This window comes from Sulfitobacter sp. M13, assembly GCF_053474885.1.
In genome coordinates this window covers 172,922-192,889 of the sequence record NZ_CM130281.1, presented here as the reverse complement: position 1 = coordinate 192,889, position 19,968 = coordinate 172,922, and the positions used below count along the sequence as shown (strand labels likewise).

General features: G+C 60.4%; 19 protein-coding genes. 7 read left to right on the top strand and 12 right to left on the bottom strand.

Translation table 11 applies throughout. The features are described from left to right. Nucleotides 1-12 precede the first annotated feature (12 nt). Nucleotides 13-1,113, top strand: coding sequence for a DNA methyltransferase (locus ACVBAU_RS00875; protein ID WP_448327349.1), 1,101 nt, complete (start codon nucleotides 13-15; stop codon nucleotides 1,111-1,113). Between the two features lie 141 nt (nucleotides 1,114-1,254). Here ACVBAU_RS00875 and ACVBAU_RS00870 read toward each other — a convergent pair whose 3' ends face one another. Both ACVBAU_RS00870 and ACVBAU_RS00865 read right to left on the bottom strand, forming a co-directional pair. After that, nucleotides 1,255-2,406, bottom strand: a complete 1,152-nt coding sequence (locus tag ACVBAU_RS00870) for an alkane 1-monooxygenase (protein WP_448327347.1) — start codon at nucleotides 2,404-2,406, stop codon at nucleotides 1,255-1,257. A gap of 78 nt (nucleotides 2,407-2,484) precedes the next feature. Next, nucleotides 2,485-3,549 carry an A/G-specific adenine glycosylase gene (locus tag ACVBAU_RS00865; RefSeq protein WP_448327345.1) on the bottom strand — a complete coding sequence of 355 codons (1,065 nt, stop codon included), beginning with the start codon at nucleotides 3,547-3,549 and terminating at the stop codon, nucleotides 2,485-2,487. An 84-nt stretch (nucleotides 3,550-3,633) separates the two neighbouring features. Here ACVBAU_RS00865 and ACVBAU_RS00860 point away from each other — a divergent pair, with 84 nt between their 5' ends. Genes ACVBAU_RS00860 through ACVBAU_RS00850 form a run of 3 tightly spaced genes read left to right on the top strand, consistent with a single transcriptional unit; the run spans nucleotide 3,634 to nucleotide 5,979 of the window. After that, nucleotides 3,634-4,143 carry a DUF721 domain-containing protein gene (locus ACVBAU_RS00860; protein WP_138924819.1) on the top strand — a complete coding sequence of 170 codons (510 nt, stop codon included), beginning with the start codon at nucleotides 3,634-3,636 and terminating at the stop codon, nucleotides 4,141-4,143. A 13-nt stretch (nucleotides 4,144-4,156) separates the two neighbouring features. After that, complete coding sequence (locus tag ACVBAU_RS00855; RefSeq protein ID WP_448327342.1) at nucleotides 4,157-4,867, top strand: DsbA family protein; 711 nt, start codon at nucleotides 4,157-4,159, stop codon at nucleotides 4,865-4,867. Next, nucleotides 4,867-5,979, top strand: coding sequence for a CaiB/BaiF CoA transferase family protein (locus ACVBAU_RS00850; protein WP_323803863.1), 1,113 nt, complete (start codon nucleotides 4,867-4,869; stop codon nucleotides 5,977-5,979). The genes ACVBAU_RS00855 and ACVBAU_RS00850 overlap by 1 nt, the downstream gene beginning before the upstream one ends. 46 nt (nucleotides 5,980-6,025) lie before the next feature. Here ACVBAU_RS00850 and lpxK read toward each other — a convergent pair whose 3' ends face one another. The 6 genes from lpxK to ACVBAU_RS00820 form a co-directional block, all read right to left on the bottom strand. Further along, nucleotides 6,026-7,018, bottom strand: a complete 993-nt coding sequence (gene lpxK / locus ACVBAU_RS00845; protein WP_335744608.1) for a tetraacyldisaccharide 4'-kinase — start codon at nucleotides 7,016-7,018, stop codon at nucleotides 6,026-6,028. After that, nucleotides 7,015-8,244, bottom strand: a complete 1,230-nt coding sequence (locus ACVBAU_RS00840; protein WP_138924823.1) for a 3-deoxy-D-manno-octulosonic acid transferase — start codon at nucleotides 8,242-8,244, stop codon at nucleotides 7,015-7,017. Before ACVBAU_RS00840 ends, lpxK begins: the two co-directional genes overlap by 4 nt. Before the next feature lie 6 nt (nucleotides 8,245-8,250). Beyond that, on the bottom strand, nucleotides 8,251-8,493 hold the full coding sequence (locus ACVBAU_RS00835) for a DUF4170 domain-containing protein (RefSeq protein WP_005850395.1): 243 nt from the start codon (nucleotides 8,491-8,493) through the stop codon (nucleotides 8,251-8,253). Nucleotides 8,494-8,535: 42 nt separating this feature from the next. Further along, nucleotides 8,536-9,330 carry an inositol monophosphatase family protein gene (locus tag ACVBAU_RS00830; protein ID WP_138924824.1) on the bottom strand — a complete coding sequence of 265 codons (795 nt, stop codon included), beginning with the start codon at nucleotides 9,328-9,330 and terminating at the stop codon, nucleotides 8,536-8,538. Further along, nucleotides 9,317-10,663, bottom strand: coding sequence for a TldD/PmbA family protein (locus ACVBAU_RS00825; RefSeq protein WP_448327339.1), 1,347 nt, complete (start codon nucleotides 10,661-10,663; stop codon nucleotides 9,317-9,319). The genes ACVBAU_RS00830 and ACVBAU_RS00825 overlap by 14 nt, the downstream gene beginning before the upstream one ends. 96 nt (nucleotides 10,664-10,759) lie before the next feature. Beyond that, nucleotides 10,760-12,286: a DUF2125 domain-containing protein gene (locus ACVBAU_RS00820; protein WP_138924826.1), complete on the bottom strand. Its 1,527-nt coding sequence runs from the start codon at nucleotides 12,284-12,286 to the stop codon at nucleotides 10,760-10,762. A 234-nt stretch (nucleotides 12,287-12,520) separates the two neighbouring features. On the opposite strand from ACVBAU_RS00820, the gene ACVBAU_RS00815 reads away from it, so the two are divergent. The 3 genes from ACVBAU_RS00815 to ACVBAU_RS00805 all read left to right on the top strand — a co-directional run bounded on the left by ACVBAU_RS00815 (nucleotide 12,521) and on the right by ACVBAU_RS00805 (nucleotide 15,302). Beyond that, nucleotides 12,521-13,270, top strand: coding sequence for an SDR family oxidoreductase (locus ACVBAU_RS00815; RefSeq protein WP_093731998.1), 750 nt, complete (start codon nucleotides 12,521-12,523; stop codon nucleotides 13,268-13,270). After that, the gene (locus ACVBAU_RS00810; RefSeq protein ID WP_448327338.1) at nucleotides 13,267-13,902 is read left to right on the top strand and encodes an enoyl-CoA hydratase/isomerase family protein; all 636 of its coding nucleotides are present in this window, start codon (nucleotides 13,267-13,269) and stop codon (nucleotides 13,900-13,902) included. Before ACVBAU_RS00815 ends, ACVBAU_RS00810 begins: the two co-directional genes overlap by 4 nt. A 197-nt stretch (nucleotides 13,903-14,099) precedes the next feature. After that, nucleotides 14,100-15,302, top strand: a complete 1,203-nt coding sequence (locus tag ACVBAU_RS00805; protein ID WP_448327336.1) for a TIGR03862 family flavoprotein — start codon at nucleotides 14,100-14,102, stop codon at nucleotides 15,300-15,302. On the opposite strand, the gene ACVBAU_RS00800 is transcribed toward ACVBAU_RS00805, so the two are convergent. The 4 genes from ACVBAU_RS00800 to leuS are packed head-to-tail and all read right to left on the bottom strand — an operon-like array spanning nucleotide 15,299 to nucleotide 19,933. Next, nucleotides 15,299-15,889 carry a glutathione S-transferase family protein gene (locus ACVBAU_RS00800; protein ID WP_448327334.1) on the bottom strand — a complete coding sequence of 197 codons (591 nt, stop codon included), beginning with the start codon at nucleotides 15,887-15,889 and terminating at the stop codon, nucleotides 15,299-15,301. The genes ACVBAU_RS00805 and ACVBAU_RS00800 overlap by 4 nt on opposite strands. Nucleotides 15,890-15,919: 30 nt before the next feature. Beyond that, on the bottom strand, nucleotides 15,920-16,918 hold the full coding sequence (holA, locus tag ACVBAU_RS00795) for a DNA polymerase III subunit delta (protein ID WP_138924830.1): 999 nt from the start codon (nucleotides 16,916-16,918) through the stop codon (nucleotides 15,920-15,922). Continuing rightward, complete coding sequence (lptE, locus tag ACVBAU_RS00790) at nucleotides 16,915-17,400, bottom strand: LPS assembly lipoprotein LptE (RefSeq protein WP_138924831.1); 486 nt, start codon at nucleotides 17,398-17,400, stop codon at nucleotides 16,915-16,917. Before lptE ends, holA begins: the two co-directional genes overlap by 4 nt. Beyond that, entirely contained in the window at nucleotides 17,387-19,933 is a 2,547-nt protein-coding gene (gene leuS / locus ACVBAU_RS00785; protein WP_448327332.1) for a leucine--tRNA ligase, read from the bottom strand. The genes lptE and leuS overlap by 14 nt, the downstream gene beginning before the upstream one ends. Nucleotides 19,934-19,968 lie beyond the last annotated feature (35 nt).

Below are 19,968 nucleotides of genomic sequence, written 5' to 3'. Positions count from 1 at the left end.
GAGGCAGCTATTATGAAGACGATGACCAAGGGTGCGGCAGCACTCCCTTTAAACACGATCATTTCTGGCGACTGTATCGAAGCGATGAATGCGCTTCCTGCGGAGTCGGTGGACCTTATCTTTGCAGACCCACCCTACAACCTTCAGTTGCGGGGTGACTTGCATCGTCCCGATAACTCGAAAGTCGATGCCGTAGACGATGCGTGGGACCAGTTTTCCAGCTTTGCCGTCTATGACAAATTTACGCGTGAATGGCTGAAAGCCGCACGTCGATTGCTGAAACCCAATGGCGCGATCTGGGTCATTGGCAGCTACCACAACATCTTCCGCGTCGGTGCCTCATTGCAGGATGCGGGCTTCTGGATCTTGAACGACGTGGTGTGGCGCAAGTCGAACCCGATGCCAAACTTCCGCGGCAAGCGTTTTACCAACGCCCATGAGACGATGATCTGGGCCGGCAAGGACGAAAACGCGAAATATACCTTCAACTACGAAGCGCTGAAGGCGTTGAACGAAGGCATCCAGATGCGCAGCGACTGGGTGCTGCCGATCTGCACCGGCCACGAACGTCTGAAGAACGACGCGGGCGACAAGGCACATCCGACCCAAAAGCCCGAAAGCCTTCTGCACCGTATTCTCGTCGGCTCTACCAGCCCCGGCGATGTCGTGCTGGACCCGTTCTTTGGTACCGGCACCACAGGCGCTGTTGCCAAGATGTTGGGCCGTGATTTCATCGGGATCGAACGCGAAGAAGCCTACCGCAAGGTCGCTGAAAAGCGGATCAAATCCGTGCGCAAATTCGACAAAGAGGCGTTGCAGACCACCACGTCGAAGCGTGCAGAACCGCGTGTGCCGTTTGGCCAGTTGGTTGAGCGTGGCATGCTGCGTCCGGGTGAAGAGCTTTATTCCCTCAACGGCCGTTACTCTGCCAAGGTCCGTGCCGATGGCACGCTGATCGGCAACGAGGTCAAAGGATCGATCCACCAGGTTGGTGCGGCGTATGAGAAAGCGCCAAGCTGCAATGGCTGGACATACTGGTGCTACAAGAAAGACGGCAAACGTGTGCCGATCGATATCTTGCGTCAGCAAATCCGGGCGGAGATGGCCAACTAGGCCTCTCCCCCCCCCATTTACACCCTTTTTACGAACACCGCCGGTGTCCTTGCCGCCTTATGAGAAGGCGTGCCTATAAGGACACTCACCTTGGCCCCGCCTTTCATTGGCGGGGTCTTTTTCGTTTCAAACCGAGGGGCGTTAGCGCGGATAGGGGGTCTTGCCCGCATTATAGTCGGCCCATTCCGTAATCTCGGGGTAGTAGGTCCGACGCCATGCACGCACCCGCGGGTTCATCACGCGCCGCCAGACCCAGGGCATCATCGCGGCCATGGTCATAATAGGGTAGCCATAGGGCAGCTGCGGTGCCTGCGCGTCGCCATAGGTTTGTAGTACGGGAAACCGACGGTCCGGTTTGTAGTGGTGGTCCGAATGGCGTTGTAGATTGATCAGCAGCCAGTTCGACGCCATATGCGCGGCATTCCATGAATGGCGCGGCTGGACATGTTCGTATTTACCCTCGCCCAGATGTTTACGCGTCAGCCCGTAGTGTTCGATATAGTTCACCAGTTCGAGCTGCCAGATCGCCACGCCGGCTTGCAGCAGAAACAGGGCCAGTCCGACCCAGCCTCCAAGTACCACAGCCAGGATCAGGCAGCCCGCTTGCAGCGCCCAATATTTGAAGAACGGGTTGCCAAGGTCGGTCCAAGGTTTGCTCTTGCGTGCCAGCATCGCTTTTTCAGCCTGAAAGCTGGACACAAGCGATTGCCGCAGCACGCGCGGATAAAAGCGGTGGAACCCTTCATTGTAGCGCGCCGTTACCGGATCGCGCGGGGTGGCGACATAGCGGTGGTGCACCAGCAAATGTTCGGACCGGAAGTGCGAATAAAGCACCATCGCCAGCAGGGCATCGGCCCAGAACCGTTCGCGCTTGTTGCGTTGGTGCATCAGCTCGTGGGCATAGTTGATCCCGATGGTGCCGGTCATGACGCCCACCCCGAAGAAAACCGCGGCCTTCTCCCAGCCGGACAGATGCGCGGCCTGCGGCACGTACCACAGCAGCCCAAACAACGTGAGGAACTGCACAGGCATCCACGCGGTCGTAATCATGCGGTACCAGAACAGATCGTCATCGGACGCGTCCGGATCGGCGTTATCAAGGTTCAGCCCCGCGATCGCGTCGATGATCGAAAACAGGTACCATGTGACCACCGGCATCACGATCACAGTCCACCCACCAACATAGGCCGATATCCAGACCAGCGGGATCAACCCAAATGACAGAGCAAAGGGCAATGCACGGCGGAACTGCGACAGTTGATGGGTGCTTACGTTTGTTGTGGGCAAGGTCATGCTGCACGGCCTTTTGAGGGTGTTTGGCCCCGATGGACGGGCACAGGTTTGGCTGCGATAAACTATGACGTGCAGCCGCTACCGTAGCAAGTCGTAGGCTTTGCGCATCACCGTGGGCAGATCCGAGGGGCGAAAGTCGTCCCGCGCAACAAAATGCCCGCGCTCCGGATCCGCCTCGGCCGGTAGGGGCGCGTGCATGACGGTCAGCATCAGGTGGAAATGAGTAAAGGTATGGCGCACCTCGCCCGCGAGCGGCTGCCAGTCGGCGGAAGCAGGCGGCGTACCGGACGGGCGCGCGGTGTCGGTGTTGATCCAGTCGGTGCCGGGCCAGCCGAGCATACCGCCCAGCAATCCTTTGTCGGGGCGCGTCTCAAGCAGCCATGCCCCGTCCGCCCGCTGCCCCAGATAAACGGTACCATGCCGGATCGGTTTCGGCTTTTTCGGGGTCTTCTTTGGCAGCTCGGCTGCGGTGCCGTTGCGGCGGGCAAGGCAGGGATCGCGCCACGGGCAAATGCCGCAGGCGGGGGATTTCGGCGTGCAGATTGTGGCCCCCAGATCCATCACCGCTTGGGCGTAATCTCCGGGGCGGATGGGTGGGGTCAGCACCTCTGCACGTGCCATTAGATCTGGCTTGGCGGCGGGCAGTGGCATGTGAATGTCATAAAGCCGGGCCATCACCCGTTCGACATTGCCGTCCAGCACCGTGAACGGCAGATCAAACGCGATAGAGGATACGGCCGCAGCGGTGTAGGGCCCGATCCCTGGTAGCTGTAGCAGGGCGGCGTGATCGGCGGGGAACTGGCCGTCATGCTCGGCCACCACGGCGCGGGCGCATTTCAGCAGGTTGCGGGCGCGGGCGTAATATCCCAAGCCAGCCCATTCCCCCATCACATCGGCATCCGCCGCCGCCGCCAGATCAACCACAGTAGGCCAGCGTGCGGTGAACCGTTGGAAATAGTCGCGCACCGTCGCAACCGTGGTTTGCTGCAACATCACCTCGCTCAGCCAGATACGATAGGGATCGGGGCGCACGCCGGCCGCACGGTCCGCCGGAGGTGTCCGCCACGGCATCGCACGGGCATGTACATCGTACCACTCCAGAAGGATCAGCGGCAGGTCGCCGGATGGGTCGGTGTCACGCAATGTTTATAACCTTTTCGGTTGGGTATGGCTGGTGATACGAGGCGGGATCGCTATGTTGTGGCTAGTCATTCGGGAAAGATAGTCATGCCGCCACGGCGTACCAGTACAAAAGGGTTCAAAAGGACCGATAGCTTGCTTTCGGCCAAAATCCGTCAGGCGAGCGAAACCCGTGGTTTTGCCCAGTCCCGCTTGTTGACCCAATGGGCCGAGATCGTGGGCCAAGACACCGCGGCCATTTCGCGCCCCGTTGAGGTAAGCTATGGCCGGGGCGGCATGGGGGCGACGTTGACCTTGCTGACGACAGGGGCGAATGCGCCGATGCTGGAAATGCAAAAAGAACAACTGCGCGCCAAGGTAAACGCCATCTACGGCTTTAACGCGATAGCGCGTGTGCGGGTGACACAGACCGCCGCGACGGGCTTTGCCGAAGGGCAGGTCGCCTTTGCACCGCAACCCAAGACCCATCCCGAACCGCCGAACGATCCCGTCTTGCATCAGCGCGCTGTCGAAACCGTCGGCCCTGTCGCGAACGACGCCCTGCGCGATGCACTTGCACGTCTGGGCGAGAACATATTGAACAAGACCAAACGCTGAAAAAGGAAATCACATGAAACCGACATTCCCCATCCTTGCCGCTGTTGCCGTGGCCGCCGCAGGTGGCTGGTACGCTTTCAGCGGTACGAATGCCGTGGATAGCACGCAGATCACCCCTCTGGTCAGCGCAGCCAACGCACAAACAGCTAGCGCGGACAAAGCAGACACCGCTTCATCCGAAACGACTGCCGAAACCGCTGCTATTGAGGACATGACACTGGGTAAACTCGATTCAGCTGTTCAGATCATCGAATACGCCTCCTACACCTGCCCGCACTGCGCCGCCTTTGACCAAGGCCCGTTCCAGCAGCTCAAGGCGGATTACATCGACAACGACAAAATCGGCTTTACCTATCGCGAGGTTTATTTTGACCGCTACGGTCTTTGGGCCTCGATGGTGTCGCGCTGCGGGGGCGAGGACAAGTTCTTTGGCATCACCGACATGATCTATGCCGGCCAGTCCGAATGGGTCCGCGCCGGAGAGCCCACAGCTATCGTCGAAGAGCTGCGCAAGATCGGCCGCCTTGCCGGCTTGGACAACGAAGAACTGGATGCCTGCCTTCAGGACGGTGAAAAAGCACAGTCGCTGGTCGCATGGTGGGAAGAAAACCAAAAGGCGGACGACATCACCAGCACGCCTAGCTTCATGATCAACGGCAAGAAATATTCCAACATGCCCTATGCCGAGATGAAAGAGATCATCGACGCAGCATTGGAAGAATAATGGCGGCCCCGCTGGCAGGGCTCAAGGTTATTGAGCTGGCTCGTATTCTGGCAGGCCCCTGGGCCGGCCAGACCCTTTCGGATCTGGGCTGCGAGGTCATCAAAGTAGAGAGCCCGGCGGGCGACGACACCCGCCAGTGGGGGCCCCCGTTCATTGAACGCGACGAGGATAAATCTGCCTCGTATTTCCATTCGGCCAATCGGGGCAAAGCGTCGGTTGTGGTCGATCTGACCACCGATGAAGGTCAGGCCAAGATGAAAGAGCTTTTGGCCGATGCCGATATCCTGATCGAGAATTTCAAAACCGGTGGGCTGGCGAAATACGGGATGGATTATGCCAGCCTGTCCAAGCAGTTCCCCAAGCTGATCTATTGTTCGATTACCGGTTTCGGTCAGGACGGGCCCTATGCGCATCGCGCGGGCTATGATTTCATCATCCAAGGCATGTCCGGCCTGATGTCGATTACCGGTGAACCCGACCGCCAGCCCCAGAAACACGGGATGGCGATCACGGATATCTTTACCGGTATCTATGCCACCACGGCCATTCTTGCAGCGGTGCACCAGCGTGGCCAGACCGGTGTGGGCCAGCATATCGACATGGCCTTGCTGGATTGTGCTGTTGCGGTCACGGGCAATCAGGCAATGAACTATCTGACAACGGGCAATGCGCCCACGCGGATGGGCAATGCGCACCCGAACCTGACCCCCTACGAGGTGTTCGAGTCCTCTGACGGGCATCTGATCATTGCCACGGGCAATGACGGGCAGTTCCAACGGCTGTGCCGGATGTTGGGGCTGGATGACATGGCAACCTCGGCTGACTATGCCAAGAATGCCGACCGCGTCGCCAACCGCCCCGAGATGATCCGCCGTTTGACAGGGGCCACCAGCCAGCGCACCCGTGACGATCTGCTCGCCGCCTGCGAGGCAGAGGGCGTGCCGGCAGGGCCGATCAACGATATGGCCGATATGTTCGAAGACCCCCAAGTCATCGCGCGTGGCATGAAGGTCGAACTGGACGGGGTGCCGGGCATCCGGTCGCCGTTCAAATTCTCGGGAGCCGAGCTGGCTTTGCATCGTGCAGCGCCAAAGCTTGGTCAGGACGACTAGGTCACACGCAAATCGCAGCCGGAGCCTCGTTGCAGGGTCCGGCGTGCTATTTGGGTGGCGGCAGTTGGTCCAACGCCGCAAATAGCGCGTTGTCAGGGTCGAATTTCAGACGCACGGGCAGGGTGATTACCTTCATTCTGAAAGACGCGGGCAGACGCACCGCGTCTTTTTCCGTTGTGACCAGCTGTGCCCCCCGCAAGGCAGCGTCGGCCTCAAGCCGTCCCATCAAGGCGGGGTTCAGCGGCTGGTGATCCTCCAGCGCTTCGGCGTGGACAATCTCGGCCCCGAGATCGCGCAGGGTGGCAAAGAATTTCTCGGGGTGGCCGATCCCTGCAAATGCCAGCGCCCGCGTGCCGGACCAATCCATCCCCGTTTGTAGCGGGGCGAGTTCGGCACGGACATGCGGCAATTTTTGGGGCAGCGCGGTGGTATCGAATTGCGCCTGATCTAACGCACTGCCGATGGACAGTATGATATCCGCACGCGCCAGACCGGTTGCGACCGGTTCACGCAAAGGGCCCGCCGGTAGGCACAGACCGTTGCCAAATCCCTTGGCCGCATCCACCACAACGATCGACAGGTCCTGATGCAGCGCGGGGTTCTGAAACCCGTCGTCCATCACAATCACCGAGGCACCTGCATCCGCAGCAGCCTGTGCGCCCGCGGCGCGATCCTGCGCGACCCAGACATCAGCAAAAGCGGCCAGCAACAGCGGTTCATCCCCCACCAGCGCGGCACTGTGGCGCGAGGGGTCGACCTGCACCGGTCCTTTTAGCGTGCCACCATAGCCGCGCGAAACCACATGGGGCGTGTGATACTGGTCACGCAGATGTTCGACGACGGCCATGACTGTTGGTGTCTTGCCCGTTCCGCCGGCGTTGATATTGCCGACGCAGACCACCGGAATATCCAGACGCAACGGTGTGCCCCCAGTCAGCCGCCGTGCTGTGGCCTTGGCGTAAAGTGCGCCCAAGGGTTGCAACAGACGTGCGCGCCAATCGGGTGTCGGGCGGTGCCAAAAGGCGGGGGCGCGTTTCATGGCTTGGCCTCTCGCTGATCAAGCGTTTCTTGCACAAGGTCGATCACCCTGTCGGTAACGGCGGCACCACGGCTGATGACATCCCACCCCGCCTGCGCCATCGTAGCGGCCTGATCCGGCGCGATCAGACGGGTCACGGCAGTGCCAAGGGCCGTCGCGTCATTCACGATACGCGCGGCACCCTCGGCAGCGAGACGGGTATAAAGCGGCAGATAGCGCCGGACCTTGGGCCCATAAAGCACAGCCGAGCCCAAGGCGGCGGCCTCGAACGGATCACAGCCGCCGCTGCCGTTGATCAAGGAATTCCCCAGAAAGGACACTGGAGCCAGCCGGTAGAACAGCCCGATCTCTGCCGGATCATCGGCGATCATCACTTGGGTCGAGGCGTCGGGATAGCCCGCATCACCCCATCGCAGCACGCGAAAGTTCTGATCGTCCATGCGCTGCGCGAAAGCATCGGCCTGTTTAGGGTCGGCGGGCGCGAGGATCAGCAGCAAACGGTGCGACAGACGCAGACCCTGACGGTGCGCAGTGAGCACCGTGTTCAGCTCGCCCTCGAGCACCTGATTGGCAAACCAGATCGGGCGCCCTACGGCGGCTGCCGACAGATCCGCCAGATCAGATTCCATACAGGGCAGAACGCGTCCGCCGGCTTGCAGTGCGGGGGTCCGCTCTATGTCTTTGCGGGCCAGTCCCAGCCGGACCAGCCGCTGCAGCCCCGCGTCCGATCGCGTCATGATGGCCGAGAAATGCATCAGCAGATCGCGGGTCAGATCGCGCAGCCAACGGTCGCGCCGCCCGTCAAAGCCGTCGCTGTCGGCGTCGATCAGGAACATCGGACAGGCATGTGTGGTCATCTCTGCGATCATATTCGGGTGCAGTCGCCCCCACGCCCAGACACAGGCATCGGGCTGCCAGTAATCGATAAAGGTCTTGGCGAGCGTCGGGTGGTCTTCGGGCAGGGTATCGATCAGCACGTCTGCCTCGCTACACGGCGGCAGGTCCACCGGCGTTGAGGCTTGGGGGACGGTGATCAGAACACTCAGCCCCGGACGGCTACGGCAAAGCCGTATGGCGAGGTCTTGTATCGCGAACAAGCTGCCGGGTTCGGGGGCGTGGCACCAGACAAGTTCGCCTGCGGGGCGCTTGGCCACGGGGGTGAATGGCGGCACGCCCCCGCGACCGGTAAAGGCGCGATAGGCTGACAGCCCAAGCGACCGCGCCATAAGAGGTTACCCCAACTCTTCGGTAGAGGACGCTGCAGCTTCTTCGTCGCGCAGACGGTGCAGATGCGCGATAAAGTACCGCATATGCGCGTTATCGACCGTGCGCTGTGCTTCGTTTTTCCAAGCGTCATAGGCGCTGGCATAGTTCGGGAAGATCCCAACGACGTGGATGTCATCGACATTCTTGAACGCGGTGCCGGTGGGCGAAATCAATTCACCCCCGAAAACGAGGTGCAGGCGTTGGGTCATATCGCGATCCTTTGTTTTCAAACAGATGGCCTTGGGCCCAATCTACGGGGTGGCTTGGGTCTGGGCAAGGCCGCTTAGCAGCGCCGCATGGACGGCACCGCCCCCCGCGACAACACCGTTCAGGCGCGGGTCGGGGTTGTTGAACCGCAACGGTTGCCCCGTGCGGTCAGTGCATTGCCCGCCTGCTTCGGTAACAATCAGCGCGCCCGCGGCGATGTCCCATTCCCAGCTTTTGCGCAGCGTGACCATGCCATCAAACCGGCCCTGTCCCACCAGCCCCAGCCGATAGGCCAGCGAGGGACGGTGCGCGCGTTTAAAGCCGGGGTCGCCCTTGGCCCAATGCTGCATTTCCATCACCGGTTTGGTTGCCAACACGGTCGCCTCAGACAAGGTGGCGATGTCGGAGACGGCAATCGGTTGGCCGTTCAGCGTCGCCCCACGCCCCGCAGCCGCCGCATAGAGCCGGTCCAGCATGGGCAAAAACACCACCGCTGCCGTGATCTTCCCGTTCCGCGAGATGGCAAGTGAATGGGACCATGTGTCGGACCCTTCGATAAAGCTGCGCGTGCCATCAATGGGATCAATTATAAAGAGATCGCGCTGCCCCAGCCGCTGCGGGCCATCGTCGCTTTCTTCGGACAGCCAGCCATAATCCGGACGGGCCGTTGTCAGCGTCTGGTGCAACATCGCATTGACTGCAAGGTCCGCCTCGGTCACGGGGCCGGCCTCGTCGGGCTTGTCCCAACGCTGCGCGGTTTTGCCGGTGAAAGAGGTCGCAATCTCGCCGGATCGGTGCGCGGCCTCTATCAGGAGGGAGAGGTCATCAAGCGCCGGCAAGGGTCATTCCCGAGACAAGCAAAGACGGCACCACGCGGCTGAGATGCGCGCGTGCGTCATTTGCCGGAACGATGGATTGCAACATGTCACGCAAGTTGCCCGCAATGGTGCATTCGTTGATCGCATGGGTGATCTCGCCATTCTCGATCCACAGGCCAGACGCCCCACGAGAATAGTCGCCGGTATTTGGATTGATCGTAGAGCCGATCATCGAGGTCACAAGCAAGCCGGTGCCCATATCGCCGATCAGGTCAGCGCGGGTGGCGTCGCCTTGGGTAAGCGCGATGTTCCAGGTGGCCGGACCGGGGTTCGATCCGGTGCCGCGTGCCGCATTGCCAGTGGGGGTCAGCCCCAGCTTACGAGCTGTCGCCAGATCAAGGGTCCAACCCTGCAACATCCCGTCTTCAACGATGGTGCGGCACGATGTGGGGAGGCCTTCCCCGTCAAAGGGGCGCGAGCCTGCGACGCGGGGGCGAAAGGGGTCTTCGATCAGGGACAGGCCTTTGGGCAGAACCTGTTCGCCCATAGCGCCGCGCAGCCATGATGCGCCACGCGCGATCGCGCTACCGCTGATGGCCGACAGCAGGTGCCCGATCAGGGCAGAGGAAATGCGTTCATCAAACAACACCGGATAGGCCCCTGTAGGCGGCTTGCGTGCGCCCATGCGTGTCAGAACGCGTTCGCCTGCCTTGGTGCCGATGTCTTCGGGGCTGCGCAGATCGGTCTGGAAAATGCGGCTGTCGCCGTCATAGTCCCGCTCCATCCCCGTGCCCGTTCCGGCGATCGCAACACAAGACAGCCCGCGATCGGTGCGGCGATATCCGCCCTCGAACCCGTTGCTGGCGGCCATGAATACCTGCTGCGCCCCATATCCCGCACCGGCAGATTGGACTTGGCTGACGCCTTTGACGGCCAACCCTGCGGCTTCGGCGCGGGCGGCGTCATCTTGTAGCGCTTCGGGCGAGGGCTCGGGCGCGGGGTCGTAAAGCTCCAGCGCTTCGATATCCCAATCCGTCGCCAGCTGGTCGGGGTCGGCAAGCCCGACATAGGGGTCTTCGGGCGCTTCTTTTGCCATTGCAACCGCACGGATCGCCATTTCCTCGATTGTGCGGTCCGACGTGTCAGACGCAGACACATTGGCTGACCGTTGCCCGACAAAGACGCGCAGCCCGATATCCACGCCCTCGGCGCGTTCAGCCTGTTCCAGCACCCCGCCGCGCACATCGACGTTTACCGACGTCCCGCGCACGGCCATCGCATCGGCGCTATCTGCACCTGCGCGGCTGGCGGCATGGAGCAAGGACTTGGTCAGCGCCTCAATGGATTGCGACATGGGGGAATACTCCTTGGGTGGGTGAAAAGACTGCTAGCGTCCCTGTCGCACCTGCGCAAGGGACGCCCGTCCGTGAAGGGATGCGGCTAGAGGGCGTTATTTGATCCGCTGGCCATTCGCGAGAATCTGCCCGTCGCGGGTGAATTCGAGCTTGGATTTCAATGTATCTTCGCCCTCGGCAGGGACGGCGAACATGCCCATCATCATCCGGGCCCCCATCGCCATCTGCGCAGGCAGCAACCCCGAAGATACAAGTGTATCCATCAAGGTGTTCCCGCCCGCCAGTTTAAGATCAACTGCGCCCGACGGCTTCAGCGCGGTGGGGTCGTTTTCGTCATGGTCAAAGGTTGCCGCACCGTTGCCCGTCAACTTGGCCCCCAATGCATCCACGATCAATGCATTCAGGTTCACGCTATCCAACTGGGCAGGAACGTTTCCGGTTTCGGCCATCTTAGCCGCGGCCTCGGGGTCAAAGTAATCCATCAATAGGCGTGCCTTGCCCGAGACATCCAGCGACAGGTTCGCAGGATCACGGGGCAGGGTACCTTGGGGGTTAATCATGCCCCAGACCATATCCGACATGGTGAACCCTTCGAGGTTCAACCCAAGCGCCACGTCCTGCGCGTCATCGGTCTTGAGCACCGGCGCGCTGAGATTGAACGCCGCATTGTCGAGGCCGAAGGACAGCAGGAACGGGAACTGCTGTGGTTGCACAGACAGTGCCATCCCCTGACGCGAACCGGCATAGCTCATCCCGTCGGCGCTGGTTTCAACCGTCAAGCGGCCGCCTTCAGACGCGACTGCGGCGGACATATTGCCGTTCTCGGGGTCTTCGATGTCCACCGTAAGCGTGCTGTTGCCGCTTGCGAGCGTGCCTGCGCCGGTCATGCCAGACCGCAGCATCGCTGCCATATCGCTGGCCCGTGCCACACCCAGCGGCAACCGCCCGTCGCCGTCAAAGGTCATATTGGCCGACGTGCCGTTAAGCGTCGCGATGGCGGGCTCTTCGGGGTCTTTGAACCGCATATCAAAGGTCATCGACGCGACGGAGCCGTCCTGCGCATAGGCGCGCATGTCCGTCAGTACCGATTTCGACAGATATTCGACGTCATTGAGCACCACGTTCAACGTCGCGTTATCGGGGCCAAAGGTTTCATCCCCCACTGTCATCTGATCAAGCGACAGGCCCAGCAGACCCGCGGCATAGGCGCTGCTCAGGTCTGTCGGTGTGCCGCTGACGCGCATGTCATGGCCTGTCTGGTTCACGGTCACTGCGGCGCGGACGCGGTCTTCGTCGGGGTCGGTTGGGGTGATCTCAAGCACCAGCGGCATCGCTTCGGGCATCACGACTGACACGGTCCCATCGTCGTTCTGCACCAGGCTCAACTGTTCAAGCGACATCGAGATTTGGGCCAGATCAGGTTCGCTTGATAGGTCAAAGCGGACATTGCTTACCGCAAGCGTGTCACCGGTCGCCTTTTCGGTCGCGGTCAGGGTGTAGCCCATGCTTTGCATATGGTCCTGCCAGTCGCGCCACACATCCTGCGGGGTGACATCTGCCAAAGCGCTGGATGATGTGAAAAGAACTGAAAGGGCGGCACTGCCAAAGAGGGGGCGGATCATGAAAAATTCCTTTATCGCAAATCGCGGGCGGCCATTCGGTGATAGCGCGGTTGCGCTAAAGGTAATCGCCCGATGCCAGCTTACAAGGCAATGCGGCCCGCGCCAATCTGCGATCTTCCGCCCGCGCGGGCGCTTTTGATTGGCGCTGGTCGATGTTGTTGCTAACGATGTCACCAAACGCCGAAGGCGGTGGCCTCCGGACGGGGGCATATTGAGGACAAAGGGAATTATACGATGGATATGACTGGCAAAACCGTGATGATTACAGGTGCAAGCCGCGGGATCGGTGCCGAAGCTGCGCGGGTTTTCGCCTCCGCCGGGGCGAACGTTGTGCTGATGGCGCGGTCGCAAGATGCGATTGCTGATCTGGCTGGGGAAATCGGCAAGCAGGCCATCGCGATCCCCTGCAACGTGGCCCGTTTCGGCGAGATGTCCTCGGCTGTGGAAACCGCGCTTGGGGCCTTTGGCAGCGTTGATGTGCTGATCAACAACGCCGGCGTGATCGAGCCGATCTCGCATCTTGCCGCATCGGACCCGGACGAGTGGTCTCAGGTCATCGATATCAACCTCAAGGGCGTCTATAACGGGATGCGCGCTGTGCTGCCGGTGATGAAGAACGCTGGCGGTGGGTCAATCCTGACGATCAGTTCGGGTGCCGCGCATCACGCCATCGAAGCCTGGAGCCATTACTGCGCGTCCAAAGCGGCAGTGAATATGATGGGGCGGTCGATCCATCTGGAAGAAGCCGCAAACGGCATCCGCGCCATCGGCCTGTCGCCGGGCACCGTGGCGACCCAGATGCAACGCGAGATCAAAGCAAGCGGCGTGAACCCCGTAAGCGAGCTGGCATGGGAGGATCACATCCCCGCCGATTGGCCCGCGCGAGCGTTGCTGTGGATGTGCAGTGCCGACGCCGACACATACTGCGGCGAGGAAATCTCGCTGCGCGACGAAGGCATCCGCAAAACGATTGGTCTGGTATGATTGATTTCGACCGCGAAGGACCCGTCTGGGTTGCGACGATCAACCGGCCGGACAAAGCCAATTCCCTGACCCATGATATGCTGGTTGCGCTGGCCGAGTTCATGGAGGACGCCCAAGCCGCGCGTGCCGTGATCCTGACCGGTAATGGCAAGGTGTTCAGCGCAGGGGCCGATCTGGACGAAGCCCGCGCAGGGCTGGCCGTTTCCGACATATGGGAGCGGCTGTCCGGTGCGATTGCCGCGTTGCCGGGGCTGAGCATCTGCGCGATGAACGGGACGCTGGCCGGCGGCGCGATGGGGATGGCGCTGGCTTGCGATCTGCGGATCTGCGTCCCGAGTGCCAAGTTCTTTTATCCGGTGATGAAGCTGGGGTTCTTGCCACAACCCAGTGATCCTGCACGGATGGCGGCGCTGATTGGCCCGTCGCGTAGCAAGCTCATTCTGATGGGCGGCCAGAAAATCACCGCTGACGAAGCGCTGAATTTCGGCTTGGTGGATCGCATTGTCGCCGACGATGCGTTGATGGAAAGCGCGCGTTCTATCGTGTCCGACACCGTTGCCGCTGCGCCTGATATCGCGAGCGGGATAAAATTAATGTGCGCGGCGTCAGGCAGCCCAGCCGAGATTTTCTAGCAGTCGAGCCTAGATAAACGGCACAAAGGGTACGCCGCAGCCTGCAAGTAGGGTGAGACCCGAGATGATTAAAATAATGCGCATATTCTGCCTTCTTGTTGGAATAAACACGATCGTCGTGCATTTGGTTTAAGGTCAAGTTAATGGTGTCGCTGTAACAAACAGCTATATCCTTAATTCGATTGAAAGAGCATGTCATGACATCAAATATTTTTCCCGCCCGGCGCGGGGTTGTCATTGGCGCGGGGCCTGCTGGGTTGATGGCGGCCGAAATGATGGCGGCCGCAGGGCTCTCTGTCACTGTCTGCGATCACAAATCGTCGGTCGCGCGCAAGTTGCTGATGGCCGGAAAATCAGGGCTGAATATTACCAAGGCCGAAGAACACACCAAGTTTTTAAACGCGTTTACGACGGCAAAAGGGCCGCTTGAACCTATTCTGAACAGTTTCGATGCGCCTGCGGTGCAAGGCTGGGCAGAAGAATTAGGGCAAAACCTGTTCACCGGAACGACGGGGCGGGTTTTCCCAACAGTGATGAAGGCGTCGCCGTTGCTGCGCGCTTGGTTGGCACGTCTGTCGGGCAATGGTGTAGAGCTGAAAACACGCTGGCGGTGGACCGGATGGGACGAAGGCACGCCGGTTTTTGATACACCTGACGGGATGCACCATCTACCGGCCGACGTGATTGTGCTGGCCATGGGCGGGGCAAGTTGGTCACGGCTGGGTGCCACTGGCTCATGGGCCTTACCCTTGCGTGACGCGGGCGTTGATATCGCCCCCTTCGCGCCTGCCAATGCCGGTATCGCGATGAAATGGTCAGCGCATATGGGGGCGCACTTCGGTGCGGCGCTGAAAGGCATTGGTTTGAAATCAGGAACTTACCGGTCCCGGGGGGAGGCGGTGATCTCTGCTCGGGGATTGGAAGGGGGCGGGATCTACACGGTTTCGCGCGGGCTGCGCGAGGGGCACCCGTTGATGCTGGACCTGCTGCCCGATCAAACCCGCGAGACGCTGGCAGAAAAGCTCGCTAAGCCACGAGGCAAGATGAGTCTTGCGAACTATTTGCGCAAAACGCTCAAGCTGGATGTGGCCAAGATTGCGCTGCTACAAGAAATGGCGCGGCCCTTACCAGGGGATGCTGTGGAACTGGCAAAACTGCTAAAGGCGTTGCCAGTGAAACACGCGGGATTGCGGCCGCTGGACGAAGCAATTTCCACCGCTGGTGGCGTGAAATTCGATGCGGTGGACGACGGGCTGATGCTGCGCGCACGCCCCGGTGTGTTCGTTGCGGGCGAAATGCTGGATTGGGAAGCGCCTACTGGCGGGTATCTGATTTCGGCCTGCCTTGCGACAGGCCGATGGGCGGGCCAACATGCCGCCGCTTGGGCGCATCGGGATTAATCCTCGCGGATCGCCGCGGCCTTGAACGCAGGGCGGTCGCGCATGGATTTGGCCCAATTCCCGAGCTTGTCATCCACCCGGGCAAAGCCCGCGCCGATGGACCAGTTGATGCAGTGGGTCGCCAGCAAATCCGGTATCGTCACCTGCTCGCCCATCAGAAACGGACCGTCCAATCTGTCGGACAAATTCGCTGCGGATCGTGCGAACTCCGCTTTCAGGCTGTCCTTGATTTCGGGGACGCGCTGCTCTTCGGGGAAAACAAAGCTGTGTTTGGCGGCCGCCCAAAGGATCGCGTCCATCTCGTCGATCAGCCAAAAGGTAAGCGCATCCTGACGCGCACGCGCCGGGGTCCCGGCAGGGGCCGTTAGCGCGCCGTGTTTATCCGCAAGATACTGCATGATCGCAACCGAATCGGTCAGAACCTCATCGCCGTCGACCAGCGCCGGAATTTTGCCCGACGGGTTGTATTGCTTCGCCTCGTCCGAGCGCGGCCCGCAGGGCACATGTTCATAGGGCTGACGAAGTTCTTCGAGCATCCACATGACGCGCATCGCCCGCGATTTTGTTGCTCCGATTACCTTATACATCGACATTCCCTCCCAAAAATTACCCAGAATCTAGCGTTGTGCGCCCAGCATCGCGAGGCGGATAAAAGCGCGTTCGACCAGCGCCATTGCGGGCGCATGTTGCCCCGCCGACCGGAGCGTCAGGTCGGTATCCGTCAACACGGTCAGCGCCGTTTCAAGCTTGGCTGCCCCCCAGCTTTTGGCTTGCCGCATAGCGCGGTCTCGATCGCGCACGCCCCAGATCTGCCCGCCCGGATTGCTCGCGATGCGGTAAAGCGTGCGAAAGTGACGTGTCGCCATGATGATTAACGTGACGGCGTTTACACCCTGTGCCTGCAGCTTTGCCATCACCGGCCCGATGTCTCCTGCGCGGGCCTCGGCTACGACATGCAGAATGTCGTCGACCTCTGCTTCGGTAGAGGTGGGCGCGCAATTGGCGACATCCTCGGCGGTAAGCGGGCCTGAGTCGCTGATCTTGTAGAGTGTAATCTTATCAACCATTTGACGAAAATCGCCCGGATCCAGCACACGCGCCAATTCGGTCAGCACCCCCATGGCGTCGGGCTCTGGGCTTAATTTTGCCTCGGCGAGCACACGTTCAATTTCTGCCCGGTCAGGCGGATTGTCGTAAATCGGGGTCGCAAAAGCATTTTTATGCGCTTCAAACGCCTTGAGCACCTTAGAGGTTTTCTTGAGATCGCCGGCTGTTACCACAATTTGCGCATCGCCCGGCTGCCAGTCGGCCAGCGCATCAGACAGGATTTTGGCGATATTGTCATTGGCATCTTCAACGAAGGCCGCGCGGGGACCGGGGAAAAAGCCGACGGCCTTTATCGCATCAAGAAGCATCGGCGCGTCACGGCGCAGATCGGCGGCCTGAATACGGGTCAGGCGCATTTCCTCTTCTGCGTTGGGACCCAATAGGTTTTTCAGAAAGCTTTGCCGCTTCAACGCGACACGCATCGCGTCGCCGCCATAGATCAAAAGCCCGGTCTTGTTCGGATCGGGCTTGGCGAAATAGGCATTCGCGTCGCGCGGGGGCAGCTTCATCGGGTCAGATCAGCCGCGTAAAGGCGTGTGACCAGCTGCTCTGCCAACATGACCATCAACCGCTTTTGCGCATCCCGTTCTGCTGCGAGGGTGGCAACAGTCGATCCGGTCGCGGAATAGCCCGTAAAGTTTTCGACATTTCCCGACGTGACAACTTGGCCGGTGGAGATGTTGCGCAAGGCGAAATCGACATCGCCGACCAAGTTATAGCGTGTGGTGTTGTCCTCGCTGTCGATCGCCAACCCCTCTTGCGAGGTATCGACCGTTAGAGCCAGCGCATAGCGGGGGCTGGCGGCGCGGCCCAACCGTGTCTCGATCTCGCGGACCAGGGTATAGGAGAACGCGTCATCCGGCGCGTCGACCTGCACCGCATTTTGCAACGCGGTACCGCTGCCGCCGGGTCCATAAACGGGTTGGAACCCGCAGGCCGCCAGCGCCAGCAGTGGCACAGCAAAAAGAAAACGGCGGTTAAGCAACGACATTGACGATCCGTCCCGGTACAACAATGACCTTTTTGGGCGTGGCCCCATCCAGGGTACGAATGACAGCTTCGTGGTTGAGCGCGATCTTTTCAACCTCTTCCTTCGACATATCCGCAGGGACCTGAATTTCCGCGCGGCGCTTGCCGTTGATCTGGATTGGCAGGGTAACGGTATCATCAACCAGCATTGCGTCGTCGGCGTTAGGCCAAGCAGAGGTGGTGATGAGATCGGCACCGCCTTGAGCGGCCCAGATTTCCTCGGCCAGGTGGGGGGTCATCGGGGCCATGAGCTGGGCCAGCGTCATGATCGCCTCGCGCTGCGTGGCTTTGCCCGCCTTTGATTTTTGCAACGTCGCAGTAAAGGCGTAAAGCTTGGCAATTGCGGCGTTAAAGCCAAAGGATTCAACACCCATCGTCACGTCGTGAACGGTTTTATGCATCGCACGCAGCAGGTCATCGTCGCCCGTGCCGGCCGCACTTTCGTCCATTTCCGCGATGCGGGTGCTGATATTCCAGACCCGGTTGAGGTGCTTATAGGCGGCCTCGGCACCCGATGCAGTCCATTCGACATCGCGTTCGGGGGGCGAATCGGACAGGACGAACCAGCGGGCTGTATCGGCCCCGTAGTTCGCGATGATCCCCAGCGGGTCGACGACGTTCTTTTTCGACTTCGACATTTTGGCCGAGGGGATGATTTCAACGGGTGTCCCGTCGGCGAGTTTGCCGTCGGTCACATCCTCCGGCAGGTGGTAGACAGGCCGTCCGTTGTCACCGGGGGTCTGGTAGATTTCGTGGGTTACCATGCCTTGGGTGAACAGAGCATTAAACGGCTCGATTGCTTTTTCGGGCAAGTGGCCGGTGATCTGCATCGCCCGGGCAAAGAAGCGCGAATACAGAAGGTGCAAAATCGCGTGTTCGATGCCGCCGATATACTGGTCGACATTCATCCAGTATTCCGCATCCGCCATATTGGTTGGCGTGTCGGCGTGTGGCGCAGTGAACCGCGCGAAATACCACGAGGAATCGACGAACGTATCCATCGTATCGGTCTCGCGTTTTGCAGGTGCGCCACAGGACGGGCAGGCGCAATTGCGCCATGTCGGGTGGCGATCCAGCGGGTTGCCCGGCGTGTCAAAGCTGACATCATAGGGCAGTTCGATGGGCAGGTTCTCTTTCTTCTCGGGCACCACACCACAGGCGTCACAATGGACGACAGGGATCGGGCAGCCCCAATAGCGTTGCCGTGACAGGCCCCAATCACGCAGGCGATACTTGGTCACGCCCTGGCCTACGCCTTGCGCTTCACAGGCGTCGATGGCTGCCACAATGGCGTCTTCGCCGGTTTGCCATTTCTCGCCTGCGAATCCGCCGTTGTAATAAACTTTTTCGGATTTTGCCGGCACGAAGGGGGCGGAAAGTTTAGGGTCCGCATCTTCGTCAGGCAGGAAGGTCGAGGTAATCGGCAGCCCGTATTTGGTGGCAAATTCGAAATCCCGCGCGTCATGCGCAGGGCAGCCAAAGATAGCACCCGTGCCGTAATCCATCAGGATGAAGTTCGCGATATAAACCGGCAGTTCCCACGCGGTGTCAAATGGATGCCGCACGCGCAGGCCCGTATCCATCCCGAGCTTTTCGGCGGTCTCGATCGCTTCTTCCGTTGTGCCGCCTTTGCGGCATTCAGCGCAGAAGGCCGCGATCTCGGGCGAATCTTTTTCTAGCAGCTTGGCCAGCGGGTGGTCAGGCGAGATCCCGACGAAGCTAGCCCCCAGCAGGGTGTCGGGGCGCGTGGTGTAAACCTCTATCCGGTCGTGGCCTTCGGGGGCATCGATGGTAGAGAACGCAAACTGCAGCCCGCGCGACTGGCCGATCCAGTTGGCCTGCATCAGTTTGACCTTGGCGGGCCAATTATCAAGTGTGTCTAGCGCCGCCAGCAGTTCTTCGGAGTGGTCAGAGATCTTGAAGAACCACTGCGTCAGTTCGCGCCGTTCAACCAGCGCGCCGGAACGCCAGCCGCGCCCTGCTTCGACCTGTTCGTTGGCAAGCACGGTCATGTCGATCGGGTCCCAGTTCACGATAGCATTTTTGCGATAAACCAGCCCCTCGGCCAGAAAATCGAGAAACAGCGCTTGTTGCTGGCCGTAATATTCCGGGTCGCAGGTCGCAAACTCGCGAGACCAATCAATCGACAGCCCCAGCGGTTTCATCTGGCTGCGCATGTCGGCGATGTTGCCGTAGGTCCAGTCTTTGGGGTGGCCACCGATCGCCATCGCCGCGTTTTCAGCTGGCATCCCAAAGGCGTCCCAGCCCATCGGGTGCAATACGTTGTGGCCCGTCGCGATCTTATAGCGCGCAATGACATCGCCCATCGTATAGTTGCGCACGTGCCCCATGTGGATGCGTCCCGACGGATAGGGGAACATTTCCAACACATAATACTTGGGCTTTTCGGCATTGCGTACCGCTTGGAACACATCGTTCTTTTCCCAGGCGGCTTGCCAGCGGGCTTCGATTTCGGCGGGGGAGTAAGAGGACATCTTGGCAGACCTTATGAACGAAAAACGCCGGGCGA